The organism is Halapricum desulfuricans (assembly GCF_017094465.1).
Classification (GTDB): domain Archaea; phylum Halobacteriota; class Halobacteria; order Halobacteriales; family Haloarculaceae; genus Halapricum.
Map to the genome: position 1 here is coordinate 1,602,650 of NZ_CP064791.1, position 12,913 is coordinate 1,615,562.

General features: G+C 63.2%; 14 protein-coding genes and 2 tRNA genes. 12 read left to right on the plus strand and 4 right to left on the minus strand.

All coding sequences use genetic code 11. From position 1 onward, the window contains the following. Position 1 precedes the first annotated feature (1 nt). On the plus strand, positions 2–871 hold the full coding sequence (locus HSEST_RS08165; protein WP_229120423.1) for an RNA-guided pseudouridylation complex pseudouridine synthase subunit Cbf5: 870 nt from the start codon (positions 2–4) through the stop codon (positions 869–871). A gap of 80 nt (positions 872–951) precedes the next feature. Then, positions 952–1,022: transfer RNA gene (locus HSEST_RS08170), tRNA-Pro, on the plus strand. A 581-nt stretch (positions 1,023–1,603) separates the two neighbouring features. Here HSEST_RS08170 and HSEST_RS08175 read toward each other — a convergent pair. Beyond that, positions 1,604–1,873, minus strand: a complete 270-nt coding sequence (locus tag HSEST_RS08175) for a hypothetical protein (protein ID WP_229120424.1) — start codon at positions 1,871–1,873, stop codon at positions 1,604–1,606. 193 nt (positions 1,874–2,066) lie between these two features. Between HSEST_RS08175 and HSEST_RS08180 the strand changes: the two genes are divergently transcribed. After that, complete coding sequence (locus HSEST_RS08180) at positions 2,067–3,971, plus strand: SLC13 family permease (RefSeq protein ID WP_418886545.1); 1,905 nt, start codon at positions 2,067–2,069, stop codon at positions 3,969–3,971. On the opposite strand, the gene HSEST_RS08185 is transcribed toward HSEST_RS08180, so the two are convergent. Both HSEST_RS08185 and HSEST_RS08190 read right to left on the minus strand, forming a co-directional pair. Beyond that, positions 3,968–4,255, minus strand: coding sequence for a pro-sigmaK processing inhibitor BofA family protein (locus HSEST_RS08185; RefSeq protein ID WP_229120426.1), 288 nt, complete (start codon positions 4,253–4,255; stop codon positions 3,968–3,970). The genes HSEST_RS08180 and HSEST_RS08185 overlap by 4 nt on opposite strands. 74 nt (positions 4,256–4,329) lie before the next feature. Beyond that, a complete protein-coding gene (locus HSEST_RS08190) occupies positions 4,330–6,711 on the minus strand; it encodes an alpha-amylase family glycosyl hydrolase (protein ID WP_229120427.1) in 2,382 nt (793 codons plus the stop codon). Between the two features lie 72 nt (positions 6,712–6,783). Here HSEST_RS08190 and HSEST_RS08195 point away from each other — a divergent pair. From HSEST_RS08195 to HSEST_RS08230, 8 genes are all read left to right on the plus strand, one after another. After that, positions 6,784–6,856: transfer RNA gene (locus HSEST_RS08195), tRNA-Pro, on the plus strand. A gap of 244 nt (positions 6,857–7,100) precedes the next feature. Then, the gene (locus HSEST_RS08200; protein WP_229120429.1) at positions 7,101–7,313 is read left to right on the plus strand and encodes a hypothetical protein; all 213 of its coding nucleotides are present in this window, start codon (positions 7,101–7,103) and stop codon (positions 7,311–7,313) included. Positions 7,314–7,403: 90 nt separating this feature from the next. After that, entirely contained in the window at positions 7,404–7,691 is a 288-nt protein-coding gene (locus tag HSEST_RS08205) for a hypothetical protein (RefSeq protein WP_229120431.1), read from the plus strand. A 41-nt stretch (positions 7,692–7,732) separates the two neighbouring features. Continuing rightward, positions 7,733–7,936, plus strand: a complete 204-nt coding sequence (locus tag HSEST_RS08210) for an antitoxin VapB family protein (protein WP_229120432.1) — start codon at positions 7,733–7,735, stop codon at positions 7,934–7,936. Continuing rightward, the gene (locus HSEST_RS08215) at positions 7,933–8,328 is read left to right on the plus strand and encodes a PIN domain-containing protein (RefSeq protein WP_267491853.1); all 396 of its coding nucleotides are present in this window, start codon (positions 7,933–7,935) and stop codon (positions 8,326–8,328) included. The genes HSEST_RS08210 and HSEST_RS08215 overlap by 4 nt, the downstream gene beginning before the upstream one ends. Before the next feature lie 121 nt (positions 8,329–8,449). Further along, positions 8,450–8,800 carry a hypothetical protein gene (locus HSEST_RS08220; RefSeq protein ID WP_229120434.1) on the plus strand — a complete coding sequence of 117 codons (351 nt, stop codon included), beginning with the start codon at positions 8,450–8,452 and terminating at the stop codon, positions 8,798–8,800. A 299-nt stretch (positions 8,801–9,099) separates the two neighbouring features. Further along, on the plus strand, positions 9,100–10,152 hold the full coding sequence (locus HSEST_RS08225) for a Gfo/Idh/MocA family protein (protein WP_229120436.1): 1,053 nt from the start codon (positions 9,100–9,102) through the stop codon (positions 10,150–10,152). An 84-nt stretch (positions 10,153–10,236) separates the two neighbouring features. Next, on the plus strand, positions 10,237–11,250 hold the full coding sequence (locus tag HSEST_RS08230) for a VOC family protein (RefSeq protein ID WP_229120437.1): 1,014 nt from the start codon (positions 10,237–10,239) through the stop codon (positions 11,248–11,250). Positions 11,251–11,258: 8 nt separating this feature from the next. Here the strand turns inward: HSEST_RS08230 and HSEST_RS08235 are convergent, their stop codons facing one another. Continuing rightward, a complete protein-coding gene (locus HSEST_RS08235) occupies positions 11,259–11,897 on the minus strand; it encodes a helix-turn-helix domain-containing protein (RefSeq protein WP_229120438.1) in 639 nt (212 codons plus the stop codon). A 120-nt stretch (positions 11,898–12,017) separates the two neighbouring features. Between HSEST_RS08235 and HSEST_RS08240 the strand changes: the two genes are divergently transcribed. After that, the gene (locus HSEST_RS08240) at positions 12,018–12,911 is read left to right on the plus strand and encodes a bifunctional methylenetetrahydrofolate dehydrogenase/methenyltetrahydrofolate cyclohydrolase (protein ID WP_229120439.1); all 894 of its coding nucleotides are present in this window, start codon (positions 12,018–12,020) and stop codon (positions 12,909–12,911) included. Positions 12,912–12,913: the final 2 nt, after the last annotated feature.

Consider the following 12,913-nt stretch of genomic DNA (forward strand, 5'->3'; position numbering starts at 1 on the left):
GATGCTCCGTGGCCCACCGTCCGAGCGCTCGCCGGCCGAACTGCTCGAGTTTGGCGTCGTTAACCTCGACAAACCGCCCGGCCCCTCGGCCCATCAGGTCGTCGCCTGGCTCCGGGACATGGCCGAGCTCGATCGGGCCGCCCACGCCGGGACGCTCGACCCCAAAGTGACCGGTTCGCTGCCCGTCTTGTTGGGGGACGCGACCCGGATGGCACAGGTCTTCGACGACGCCGTCAAGGAGTACGTCGCCGTTCTGGAGTTGCACGATGAGCCCTCGGCGGATCTGCGTGACATCATCGCTGCGTTCGAAGGGGCGATCTACCAGAAGCCGCCACGGAAGAGCGCGGTCGTCCGAAAACTTCGCGTCCGCGAGATCCACGCGCTAGACGTGCTGGAGGTACGGGAGCGGCAGGCGCTGCTTCGGGTGCGCTGTGAGAGCGGGACGTATATCCGGAAACTGTGTCACGATATCGGACTGGCGCTGGGCACCGGCGCGCACATGGGGGATCTGCGCCGGACGGCCACGGGGACCTTCGACGATCGGTCGCTGGTGACGATGCACGATATAGCGGACGCGCTGGCGTGGTGGAACGAGGACGACAGAACCGAGCCGCTTCGGGAACTCGTCCAACCCGCCGAGCGTGCCCTTGAGGGCGTGCCGGGGCTGACGATCGCCCCAAGTGCTGCCGAGAGCGTGGCCACCGGTGCGCCCGTATACGCCCCGGGGATCATCGAGTGTCAACACGACCCTGACGGTCAACTGGTCGCCTGCTACACGCCGGCCGGGGCCGCGGTCTGTATCGGCCATCTGGTCGGCGATCCCGACGCCGAGTCGGGCCTTATCGTCGACCTCGAACGCGTGCTGGTATGAGAAGCGTCGACATGCGCAAGTCGGTAGAGGGCGGTCCGAAACGACACCCTTAATTGGCGGTCCCTCTTCGGTCCACGTGCGGGACCGTAGGGTAGCGGTATCCTCGGCGCATGGGGTGCGTCGGACCCGTGTTCGAATCACGGCGGTCCCATCAAATCTTCTAATAGATGCTCACAGTCGACAGCTGAGACGCTCGAATATCCAAATTCCTCGGATACTATCCCTGTCAACAAATCGGCGTTTAAATAGGATATTCTCATCTGAATTCGGTCAAGAAGCTTCGTTTCGTCGTATCGAACAGCTCCGTCGTTCGAGCCGGCCGTACGGCCCCGAAGTTCGTCTGCCCCTCTCATCGCTGTGATACCCATGCGAGCGAGTGCATCCTGGGGTGATCAAAGAGATGATCGCTCGCAGTCGGTTGCACGTCGAGCGTGTCGTTGAGACCGCCGAGCTAGGGGCCGGCGAACAGTGAAGGGGAATACCCCCATAAGGTGGGTTTCCCCGATCGATGGCTGGCGGGCAAACACTGGGGCGACACCAATAGATCTGGGGGGTCAGGTATCGGTTTCCCGCCGTTCAGGGGTTCGTTTCCGCGAATTGTAAATCTTGTTGGGAGTTATTCTCATGATTCGGCATATCAAGCAATCTCACACGGGGGCAACGTCCGGTTCACGGCCGGTTCCCATCCCAGCGAGCATGTGACCGATCAGGGGCTCCAACAAGTCCGGGGATTCACAACCACATGTTCGAGAGGAGGTCCCAGAGCCACCGAAGTAACGCTTCCGCTGTGTCCGAAAATCCAGGCACGAAGTACCATACGAGAATCGTCGTCAATATACTTGCAGGGATACCCAACAATACCCCAAAGACGATATAATCGACCCGATCACTTTCCGCGAGAACGTCCTGGAAATCGCGCTCGTCAACCACTTCCTTCTCTTTGATCCCCGGATCGTGACTCGATCCCCCCTCTTGTTCTTCCGGCGGGTCGTAGGAGCTCATCTGGTTCTACTTCCCATATTGGGCCATTGATCCCGGAGGAACTTATAACAGACTCAGCTTTTCACTGGGCCTCGCATCCAGTTATCGGCATCGTCCGGTCTTGGCGCTGCCTACACCATCTCTAAGGTATATGTCTCCGCCCGTATATCTCGAAAAGTAATTCAACCACGCCTCCCAGTCTCGTAGCGTGGCACTGTTCGGACTCTCGGCCGGCGTCCTCGTCGTCTTCGCAATCATTCTCGTAGCGCTGGCACTGTTCGCGACGGAACTGATCCCGGTCGATATCACTGCAATCGGTGTAATGGTGACGCTGTTGCTCGTCCAGCCGGTTACCGAACAACTGACCATCTGGGGAGTGCTTGAAGCGCCGGTGTACGTCCTCACCGAACCCGGTAGTGACGTCAGCGCGACCGCTCAGGGGCTGTCGGGGTTCGCAAGCACGGCGACGATCACGGTCCTGGCGATGTTCATCCTCAGCGCGGGCGTCCGACGGACCGGGGTGATCCAGATTCTCGGCTCGAAGGTCGCTGCGTACACCCGCGAGGACGAGACCAGGCAGCTCGGTGCGACGATCGGGTTAGTCAGCCCCATTTCGGGGTTCATCAACAACACGGCGGCGGTCGCGATCCTCTTGCCGATGGTTGCCGATCTGGCCCAGAAGGGCAAGACTTCGCCGTCGAAGCTGCTGATGCCGCTGTCCTTTGCCTCGATGTTCGGCGGCACGCTCACGCTGATCGGCACCTCGACGAACATCCTCGCCAGCGAAATAACCGGCCGGCTGGGCCGAGAACTGGGAATCGTCTACCTCGAGGAGTTCTCGATGTTCGAGTTCACCTCACTCGGAGTGCTCGTAATGACCGTCGGTATCGTCTATTTGATGACTGTCGGTCGATGGCTCGTCCCGGAACGGATCAAGGTCGCCGAGGACCTCACTGACGAGTTCGAGATGGCCGACTACCTGACGGAAGTAGTCGTCCGCGAGGACTCACCAATTGTCGGCCAGACCGTCCGATCGGCCTTGCAGGAGACTGACCTCGATGTCGACCTCGTGCAGTTGATCCGCGGCGACGAGGTCTTTCTCGAACCGCTCGGGCCGAAATCGATTCAACCTGGTGATGTTTTCACCGTCCGGACTGACCGGGACACGCTCGTTGAAGTCATGGATACTGACGGTCTAGACCTGCTCCCGGAGGTCGAAGTGACAGAAGCAGAACTCGAAGCACCCGAGAGCGGGCACAACCTCGTCGAAATCGTCATTGCGCCCGGGTCGTCGTTGGTCCGGGAAACGTTGGCGAGTTCGAATTTCCGACAGCGCTACGACGCGACCGTGCTAGCGCTGCGGCGCGGTGACGCCCTCCTCCGTGAGCGCATGGACGAGGCGAAACTCCGGGTCGGGGACACGCTCCTCATCGAGGCGACGACCGACAGTATCGACCGGCTGAACAACAATCGGAACTTTATCGTCGCCCAGGAGGTCGATCGTCCGGACTACCGCCAGTCGAAGATCCCCGTCGCCGTCGGGCTGGTCGCCGCCGTGGTTGGATTGGCCGCGGCGACGCCGATCGACATCGCGACAGCCGCGCTGGCCGGCGCGCTCGGGATGGTCCTCACCGGCTGTCTCAAGCCGACTGAGATCTACGATTCCGTGCAGTGGGACGTCATCTTCCTGCTCGCGGGGGTCATTCCACTGGGGATCGCACTGGAGGTCACCGGCGGCGCGGAGTTGATCGCCGACGCGATCGTCGCGATCGCACCCTCGCTGCCGCCGATCGTCGTTCTCGGGCTCATGTACGTCGTGACTGCCCTGTTGACGAACGTCATCTCGAACAACGCGTCTGTCGTACTGATGGTCCCGGTTGCCGTAGAGGTCGCAACCCAACTGGGTGCCAACGCCTTCGCCTTCGTTCTCGCTGTGACCTTCGCTGCGTCGACGGCGTTCATGACACCGATCGGCTATCAGACGAATCTCTTCGTGTACGGGCCCGGTGGCTACCGATTCACCGATTACATTCGTCTCGGCGGGCCGCTACAGGCCATCTTCGCAGTCGTTACGACGCTTGGCATCGCATTCATCTGGGGATTGCAACCGCCGGTCTAGAGCAAGGCGAGTCCGGCGATAACGGATCCAGCGACGAACGCCACTTCGAAGTACGACAGCAGGATCACTAACAGCGCCCCCGGGACGCCTGCGATAGCCACCACGAGCAGTGACAGCGGTGTGATCGTGACTGAAAGCCCGAACAGGGCGTCCGCGAGCACGAACACCACGAGACCGATTACAGCGTTCCAGACGAACGGCTTGACCGCTTTGACGATCTTGTACGCGCCAAACAGCAACGCGAGAACGACGAGGACCAGGCCGACTTCGACGAGTGTTACCATGTTCGAACTGTGGATTGGGAGCGGTATGTGTTTTCGGGCCAGCGTTAGGTGTGACTCGCAATCCAGCGGCTCGATCAGAATCCGACGGCGTCGTGATCCAGTGGGGCGTCGAGTGTGAATACGCCGATAGTCTCGACCTCAAGGGCCCCCGTCCCATCGCCGACAGCAGTCTCGGTTACGAGGTTCGTCTCGTCTACACTTCTCGGCACCGTCACCTCGATCGGATCGGCCTCGAAGTTCAGGACGATCAGCACTCGATCCGGACCTGTGACGTCCGATAGGCGGGTCGCATCGCGGACGAACGCCGTCGCCAGCACGTCGCTATCGGTCGCGATCGGATCGAGTGCCGCGTCCGGTCCGAGCACGTCGAGGTCGTGATACAGGTCGATCAGCGTCCGATAGAACGACAGGTGTTCGTTGTCGTACTCGGCCCAGTTCATAAACGCGCGCTGGCGGCCGCCCGGCCGAACGTCGGTCCGCGGGACGACTTCACCGTCCCGGATCCCCCGGCCGTCGCCCTCGCCCCGATGACGACCCTGGCCGTACCGGCTGATCGCCCGTTCCTGGCCGTAATAGATCAGCGGGACACCCGGCAGCGCCACGGTCGCGGCGAAGCAGGCGCGCTGGAGTGCCATCGCGCGCTCCCACTGCTCGTCGGAGACACTCTCGCGGTCGGGATCGGCCGGATCGATCACTGCCTGGTTCAACAGCCGGAGTTCGTCGTGGTTCTCCAGCGCGTTGAGCAGCCGCGTGAACTCGGGATGCCCCTGCCGGCGCCGGGCCAGCACGTCCTCGACCAGGCGATCCGGATGCGTCCGACTATCGGGGTCAAGCGTCGCGACGCCCTGGGCCGTGTGCGTGAACCCGTGCGTATCGAAGTGCATGTCGAACTGCGAGGCGGCGTAGGCGGGGTCGTTCGGCAGCGTCTCATCGAGCATGAGAAACTCCGAGTCGACGCTCCGGACGAGTTCGCGGACGTCCATCCAGAAACTGTGGGGGACGCCGTACGCGACATCACATCGGAAGCCGTCGACACCGACCTCCCGGGCCCAGAAATCGGCAACAGCGAGGATATACGAGCGGAGTCCGAGCGACTCGTAGTTGAAATTGGGCATCCAGCGCGTGTCGGCGAATCCGGTCGGGCGCGGGGCGGTTTCGAGAACGGTCCCGTCCTCCGCATAGCGGGGGACGTCGATCCTGTCGAACCAGTCGAAGGTCGTCGCGTCGTGGTCCCAGGACTCGACCGTCGGCAGGGACAGGAGGCCGCTATCCGTCGGTTCTCCCGTTCGATCGATCGTGTCCTCAAAGAGATAGATATCACGACCGGCGTGATTGATCACGAGATCGAACACGACCTTGATGTCCCGCTCGTTGCAGGCCTCGACGAAGTCCCGATAGGCTTCGACGGGATCGTCATACCCCTCCGGTACCAGGTCCGCTGCGACTCCCATATACTCCAGCGTCCCGTAGCCATGGGGGCCACCGGGCGCACCGACAGCGCCGGCGCTCATCGCCGGCACGATCGGCGTCAGCCAGACCGCATCGACGCCAAGTTCGTCGAGATACTCGACGCCGCGCGCACCGGTCTCGCTGTCGCCGTCGACCAGCGTCTCGAAAGTCGTCTCGCCGGGTTCGCCGGCCCACGATCGCGGGAAGATCTCGTAGATCACCGCGTCGTCGAGCCACGCCGGCGGCCGGTTCGGGGTTTCGACGGTCCCGTCGGGGTGTAGCTCCAGCACGTCCTGTGTACTGATCGCCCGTCCGTCGTGTGCGGCCGCGTGGACCCGACCGACTGTCCCCGAAAGTGCGTCACGGGGGACTGTTGCAGTCGTTCCGTCGCCGCTGATCTCGATATCGTGGGTCGATAGCATGTCGCGGTCGTCCGCGAGGAACTGCACAGATAGCGCCTCGCGGGCGGCGTCGCTCGACGGCGCAAGCTGAGCGTTTGACTCAACGTGGAAGCTGTCGCTGGCCTCGTCGTAGGAGGCGTCGAGTTCGATCCGCGGGGGATCTGCCTGTGGGTCGGTTCCGGGAAACGCGTGGAGTGTCATCTCGTGGGAGCCGTCGGGCGCGTCGAGCCGGAGTCGGTAGCGCCCGGGAACGTCGGCCTCGAACTCGGCGACGGTGTCGTCACCGGCGTCGTATCGCGGTACTGCAGTCGTCGAGGTCGCGAACGAGAGCACGTCGCCGTCGCTCCCCTCGGGGACTGAGGTGACCGACCACTCGAAGTTCGTGGGGTCGTATTCCGTGGGTGTGGCCGAAATCTCCGGGAGTCGCGGAGAGAGGTTATCCCGGCCGTGGTCGTGCGGATCGATATCAGCGTCCATATCGAGACCGGTCGTGTCGGCCCTGAGGACGAAGACGGGGTCGCGGATCGGGTCGCCGACGGTCACGAACCGCGGCGGGCCGGGGTGATACGATTCGACTGGCGTCCGTGGATCGAACCCATCGACCATTGACGTCGTATCTCGGAGGCCCGTGGTAAATAACGAAACGCTTTACCACTCCACCACACTACAGAAGGGCACGGGGTCGTGGGGTAGCTTGGTAACCTTCGGGCCTTGGGTGCCCGTACCCCCGGTTCAAATCCGGGCGACCCCACTGTGTTTTGCCGCGAGCAAGACCGCGAGCGGCAACGCTGTCTGTCGCCCGGATTTGAACGAGACTGAGGTTCTGCGAGCGAAGCGAGCAGGTTCTCAGGCGTGGTTCACAATCCGGGCGACCCCATTCTATATAAAAGTAAAGCAAGAATATCTGCCGGTTCTTTCGGCCGGCGAATTTGCGAGTTCTGCGGGGGCTACATTTCGTCCGAGCAGCAGCTGTGCCCCGCACTTGACCAGGGGGAGTGTCAGCCCTGAGTCGTTCTGCCGAGCCCAGCTGGCAGCCGATCGACAACGTCGCCGACCAGATCAGTGGCCCACCGACGCTGTCGCTGCCCGAGGACTGGACGCTTTCGACAACCTGGCAGCGCGCCCAGGAGGAAACCGATGCAGGAGGCCTCATCACGTCGCCGAGCGTCTCGTCGCGCTCAGCGACGGTGACGACCGGCACAGAGTGACGTTCGCTCTCGAAGGCGAGTTGTCGCCGAGTGTGACTCCGCCGGCTACCAGTATCACGACGGCTGGTGTGCCCACGTCGCGAGCCTCTGGTGGGGCTGGTCGATCGCCGAGATCGTCGTCAGCCACCTCGATACGGGCCGGGAGTACGAACAACCCCCGCCTGGCTCGAACTAGACGGTCACACCGACTACGACGCGCTGAGCCCCTACGGGTCGGCAAGCGTTCAGAACCGAGGCGGCACCGCCTACGTCGCGATCGCGCGCCGGCTCGTCGAGCATTGCGGGATCGAACCGGGGACATCGCTCTCGCGGGCGTTCCATCCCGAGAGTAGTGCCCTGATTATCCCGCTCAATGACGATGTCAACCTGTTCGAATGACCGGGAAAACGCTTACTACTCCGTATAGTCGAATTATACACATGGGAAGCACTATCCGAGTTTCCGATAACACGAAAGAACTTCTCAACCGGCTCAAACAAGAAAACGAAACATACGACGAGCTTCTGGCGCGACTCGCTCGGGAGAGCGATACGATGAATGCCGGCGTCTGGGACGACGAGCAGGCTGAGGCCGCCCGTGAGGTGCTGAAACAGTCCCGACAGAGTTTTGAACAGGACCGATGAGTTTTCTGGACACATCCACCATCATCGACTATCTGGCTGGCGTCGATGATGTGGTTGCGTTCGTAGACAGTCAAGACACGCTTTTAACATCGAGCATCTGTGTCTACGAGGTTCTCGCGGGCGAAGTTCTCGGTCCTGGGCCGACCGATGTCTACCAGCGTCGGCAGGACTTCGGCCGAGTCCAAGCGCTCGACTTTTCGGAAACGATCGCGATCGAGGCCGCGCGGTTACAACAAGAGTTGATGGAGGACGGTGTCCAGCTCGCCGCCAGGGATATGATGATCGCTGCGACCGCCCGCTCAACCGGCGCGGAGTTGGTCGTCGCTGACTCTGACTTTGAAGTGGCAAGTCTCGAATCCTATATGGCCGTTCGTAATCTTCGAAACGAGTAGTGTCCGCTTCTGTCCCCAGACTCGGACAGATCCGGCTCGATCACGCCGAGATTACCCTCGAATCACGTCGATAACCCGCTCATTTGGGACCTTTTTGTCCGGTTAGGGTAACATTCCGGACGTGAATCTCGACGACTACCCCGACCAGGACGGAAAGAAAGTGTGGCTCTCACAGGACGAAGTCGACCCGCTCCTCGACGCGACCGACGATGTCGCGTTTCGGCTGGCCGTCCGCTGTGGGCTCCGCAGCGAGGAGGTCATCGGCGTTGCTCCGAACGACGTCGTCGATACTGACGCTGGCATGATGCTCCGGATCTGGAACGGCGCGAAGACTGGTGAGTATCGCGAGACACCGATCCCCGAAGCGCTCGCGAACACGATCACCACGATCGCCGACGTGCGCGACGACAGTGGAGCCCTGTCTCGAAGCGTTCGCTATCTGGTGGAACCAGTGCCAAAGTTGACACGGTGATCAGTGCGGCGTAGTACCACGCAAACGCTAGATCGAAAGCATCTTTACAACCCGAGTTAAAATCCCGATAGCCCGTAGGCGTCCTGTCGTAGCTTTCTCTCTACTGGGACGCCCCACGGGCCACCCCCACCCCCCACCCCCACCCTTTTGAATCCCACACGGATACTGGCGAGTGTGTTCGGGCGTTCCGCGACGGCCCGTTGAGACCAGCGACCGGTTCTCTGTCCACCGCGATAGCGATCAGCCACGGGACGAACCACCGGTAGGTCTTTGCCACTGGCGGTGGCTCCGGGTAAGACATGGGAGAGACGACACCACGCGTCGGTCTCGTCGGGCTCGGCGGGATCGGCAAGTACCACGCAGACCTCATCGGCGACACCGACGCTAAACTGGTCGCCGGACTGGATTCCGACTCGTCAGCACGACAGCGATTCGAATCGGAATACGGAGCCGAGACCTACACCGAGACCGCGCCGTTCTACGACGCGGTCGATGCGGTGATCGTGACGACGCCGAACGCGTACCACGAGGAATACGCCGTCGGCGCGCTGGAAGCGGGGTGTGCGGTACTGGTCGAGAAGCCGCTGGCGCACACCCTCGAAAGTGCCGAGCGAATCGCGGCTGCGGCCGAATCGACCGACGAAATCTGTATGGTCGGGTTCCACAACCGGTTCGATCCGCGGTCGGAAGCACTGGCAGCGTATCGCGACGACGGCTTTTTCGGGGAGATCACCCACGTCGACGCGACGTACGTCCGGCGCCGGGGGATCCCCGGACAGGGAACGTGGTTCACCGACGCGGAGGTCGCCGGTGGCGGCGCGATGATCGACATCGGCGTCCACGTCCTGGATCTGGTGCTCTGGCTGCTGGGATTCCCGCCAGTTGCAGAGGTCAGCGGCGTCACCCGATCGACGTTCGGATCGCGCGAGGAGTACGTCGACGTCCGGGGATGGGGTGGCGGGGACGGGACCGTCAGCGTCGAAGACTCGGTCACGGCACAGCTACGAACTGCCGGGGACGCGACAGTCTCGCTAGACGTCGCGTGGGCGAGCAACCGAACCGACGAAAAAGCAGTCCGCATCCGTGGGACTGACGGCGGCGCCCGTCTCGATCTGGACGGGGAGTTGACGCTGTACGAGTCGACCAGTCGCGGCGTCGACCACCACCGAACGACGACGGTCGAGACGCCCGAGTACGACGGCCACGCGGCCGAGCAGCGCGCGTTCTTCGAGGCGATCGTGGACGGAGTTCCACCGGAGCGCAACACCCCCGAGCAGGCGCTGACGGTCCAGCGCCTCGTCGAGTCGATCTACCGATCGAGTGCCGACGGGCGGGCTGTCTCGCCCGACTAGCGGCGGATCGCAAACGACGAGGGTCCGGACCGGTAACACTCACGTCAGCGCGAGTTCAAGTACGTCCGGCCGCTACATCCGGCAATGACCGATCCGACCCCGACACCCGGCATCCACCACGTCACCTGTATCGCCAGCGACCCCCAGGAGAGTCTCGATTTCTGGGTCGAAGCACTCGGCCTGCGGCTGGTGAAACGCTCCGTCAATCAGGACGATCCCGGGACGTATCACTTCTTTTTCGCCGACGAGGAGGGGACACCCGGCACGAGCATGACGTTTTTCCCCTGGGCGGATCTCCCACAGGGGGAAGTCGGTGCCGGCCAGGTCGCCCGAACGGCGTTTCGCGTGCCCGAGGACAGTCTCGACTACTGGGAGGGGCGTTTCGAGGAGCACGACATCGAGTATAGCGACCGATTCGAGCGTGTTATCGACGGGCCCGACGTGGATCGGACGACCGAGATCGTCCTCCCTTTCCGTGATCCTGACGGCCTGCCGCTCGAGTTGGTTGCGGTGTCGATTCCCGACGACGATCCGACCGTCCCCTGGACGGAGTTCGTCCCGGAGGACGCGGCGATCAGGGGCTTTCACTCGGTGACGCTGTGGGAGTCCGAGCCGGACCGGACCGCGGCGCTACTCGAAACGATGGGACTGGAGGAGGCCGGGACGGTCAGCGCCGACGACGGACCCGGCGGGCAGCGCCGGCGATTCAGCGCGTCCGGCCCCGTCGGGAAGTACGTCGACCTCGTCGAGACGGGCGAGCGTGGCCGACAGGGTTCCGGGACGGTCCATCACGTCGCGTTCCAGACGCCGACCGACGACGACCAGATGGCGATGCGGTCGGCCGTCCGCGAGGCGGGGCTGAACCCGACGCGACAGATTGACCGCCACTGGTTCCGGTCGGTCTACTTCCGGGAGTTCGGCGGCGTCCTCTTCGAGTTGGCGACCAGCGGCCCGGGCTACACGAGCGACGAGCCGCTCGAGGGACTCGGCGAGCGGCTCGTCCTGCCCGGCGAGTTCGAACAGCGACGTGGGGAGATCGAATCGCAACTGGCAGATGTGACGGTTCCACGCCCGGAAACGGCCGCGAGCGGAGAGTAGGATTTCCGCTACGTCGATTCGAGTTGCGAGACGTACTCCTTGACGACCTGCTCTTCCGCGCGGTGGAGAGTTTCGCTGGCGGTCGACTTCGCGATGTCGAGACGGTCAGCGAGTTCGGTGAGCGAGCTCTCCCGGGGCGTGTCGTAGTAGCCGGCCTCGACGGCCTCGACGATGAGCCGGCGCTGGCGGTCGGTCAGCAGTGGTTCGTCGGTGACGTGCTGGTGGATGTAATCGACGGTGTAGCCGATGTCGAACTGATCGAGCTGCTCGCCGAGCGCGGACAGTCGATCCTGGGGTGCGGTCAGCTCCCAGACGGCCTCGCCGTCGCCGATCTCGAACGGCATCTCCAGGGGAATCCCGGAATCCCGAGCCGGGAACAGCAACAGCGGCATCGTCGTCCGAAACCGGATCAGGACTTTCCCGTCTTCCTCCTGGAGACGATCGATGTCGGTCACGTCCTCGTAGGCGGCCATCTCCGAGAGCGCGGCCGACACGTCCTCGGCGATGACCTCCGCGAGTCCGACCCCGGCGTCGACGTCGTCGCTCAACGCCGCGAGCACCCTGAACGTCGCGTCGGGATACAGCCGGGTGAGTTCGCCCAGCCACACTTCCTCCGGGACGGTCAACGTGAGCTTCGCGCGTGGCATCACTTCACCGAACGTGTTCGGACCACTAGACCCCTCCGGTTCGGGCTGTCACGTCACAGTTCGCTGAGGCGCGGACCGATTCCGGGACGTTGATAGGCCGTCCGAGTTGTTGTTCAGCTAATGACTCACGTCATCGACGGCAACGCGGTCGCACAGCGGATTCGGGACGGCCTGGGCGAGGCGATCGAGACGCTTGCGGCGAACGGAACGACACCGACGCTGGCGACGGTGCTGATGAGCGACGATCCGGCCAGCGAGACGTACGTCTCGATGAAACAGGACGACTGCGAGGAGGTCGGTATCGAGGCGATCGACGTCGAGATCGATCCCGACGCCCCGGCCGAGGAACTGTTCGAGACGGTCGAGGAGCTGAACGCCGACGACGACGTGGATGGCATCCTCGTCCAGATGCCGGTGCCGGATCACGTCGATCAACGCGCCGTCCTGCGGGCGATCGACCCCGAGAAGGACGTCGACGGGTTCCACCCCGAAAACGTCGGCCGACTCGTCGCGGGCGACGCCCGATACAAGCCCTGCACGCCACACGGGATCCAGAAACTGCTCGAAGCCGCCGACGTGGACACCGAAGGGAAAGACGCGGTCGTCGTCGGTCGATCGGACATCGTCGGCAAGCCGATGGCGAACCTGTTCATCCAGAAAGCGCCCGGCGGGAACGCGACGACGACAGTCTGTCACTCCCGAACCGAGGACCTCGCCGCCAAGACCAGAGCGGCCGATATCGTCGTCGCGGCGGCCGGCGTCCCCGAGATGATCGACGGGTCGATGCTCTCAGACGGCGTCGTCGTCATCGACGTGGGGATCAACCGCGTGGACGCCGACACCGAGAAGGGCTACGAACTGGTCGGGGACGTCGACTTCGAGAGCGCAAAGGAGAAAGCCAGCGCGATCACGCCGGTCCCGGGCGGCGTCGGACCGATGACCCGCGCGATGTTGCTGTACAACACGGTCAAAGCAGCCGGTAGCCGGGCCGACGTCGAGATCGAACTGCCCTGAGC

Coding starts and splice junctions, on each gene's coding strand:
- HSEST_RS08165 (WP_229120423.1), top strand. CDS start 2: ATGCTCCGTGGCCCACCGTCCGAGCGCTCGCCGGCCGAACTGCTCGAG.
- HSEST_RS08175 (WP_229120424.1), bottom strand. CDS start 1,873: ATGAGCTCCTACGACCCGCCGGAAGAACAAGAGGGGGGATCGAGTCAC.
- HSEST_RS08185 (WP_229120426.1), bottom strand. CDS start 4,255: ATGGTAACACTCGTCGAAGTCGGCCTGGTCCTCGTCGTTCTCGCGTTG.
- HSEST_RS08190 (WP_229120427.1), bottom strand. CDS start 6,711: ATGGTCGATGGGTTCGATCCACGGACGCCAGTCGAATCGTATCACCCC.
- HSEST_RS08210 (WP_229120432.1), top strand. CDS start 7,733: ATGGGAAGCACTATCCGAGTTTCCGATAACACGAAAGAACTTCTCAAC.
- HSEST_RS08215 (WP_267491853.1), top strand. CDS start 7,933: ATGAGTTTTCTGGACACATCCACCATCATCGACTATCTGGCTGGCGTC.
- HSEST_RS08225 (WP_229120436.1), top strand. CDS start 9,100: ATGGGAGAGACGACACCACGCGTCGGTCTCGTCGGGCTCGGCGGGATC.
- HSEST_RS08230 (WP_229120437.1), top strand. CDS start 10,237: ATGACCGATCCGACCCCGACACCCGGCATCCACCACGTCACCTGTATC.
- HSEST_RS08235 (WP_229120438.1), bottom strand. CDS start 11,897: ATGCCACGCGCGAAGCTCACGTTGACCGTCCCGGAGGAAGTGTGGCTG.
- HSEST_RS08240 (WP_229120439.1), top strand. CDS start 12,018: ATGACTCACGTCATCGACGGCAACGCGGTCGCACAGCGGATTCGGGAC.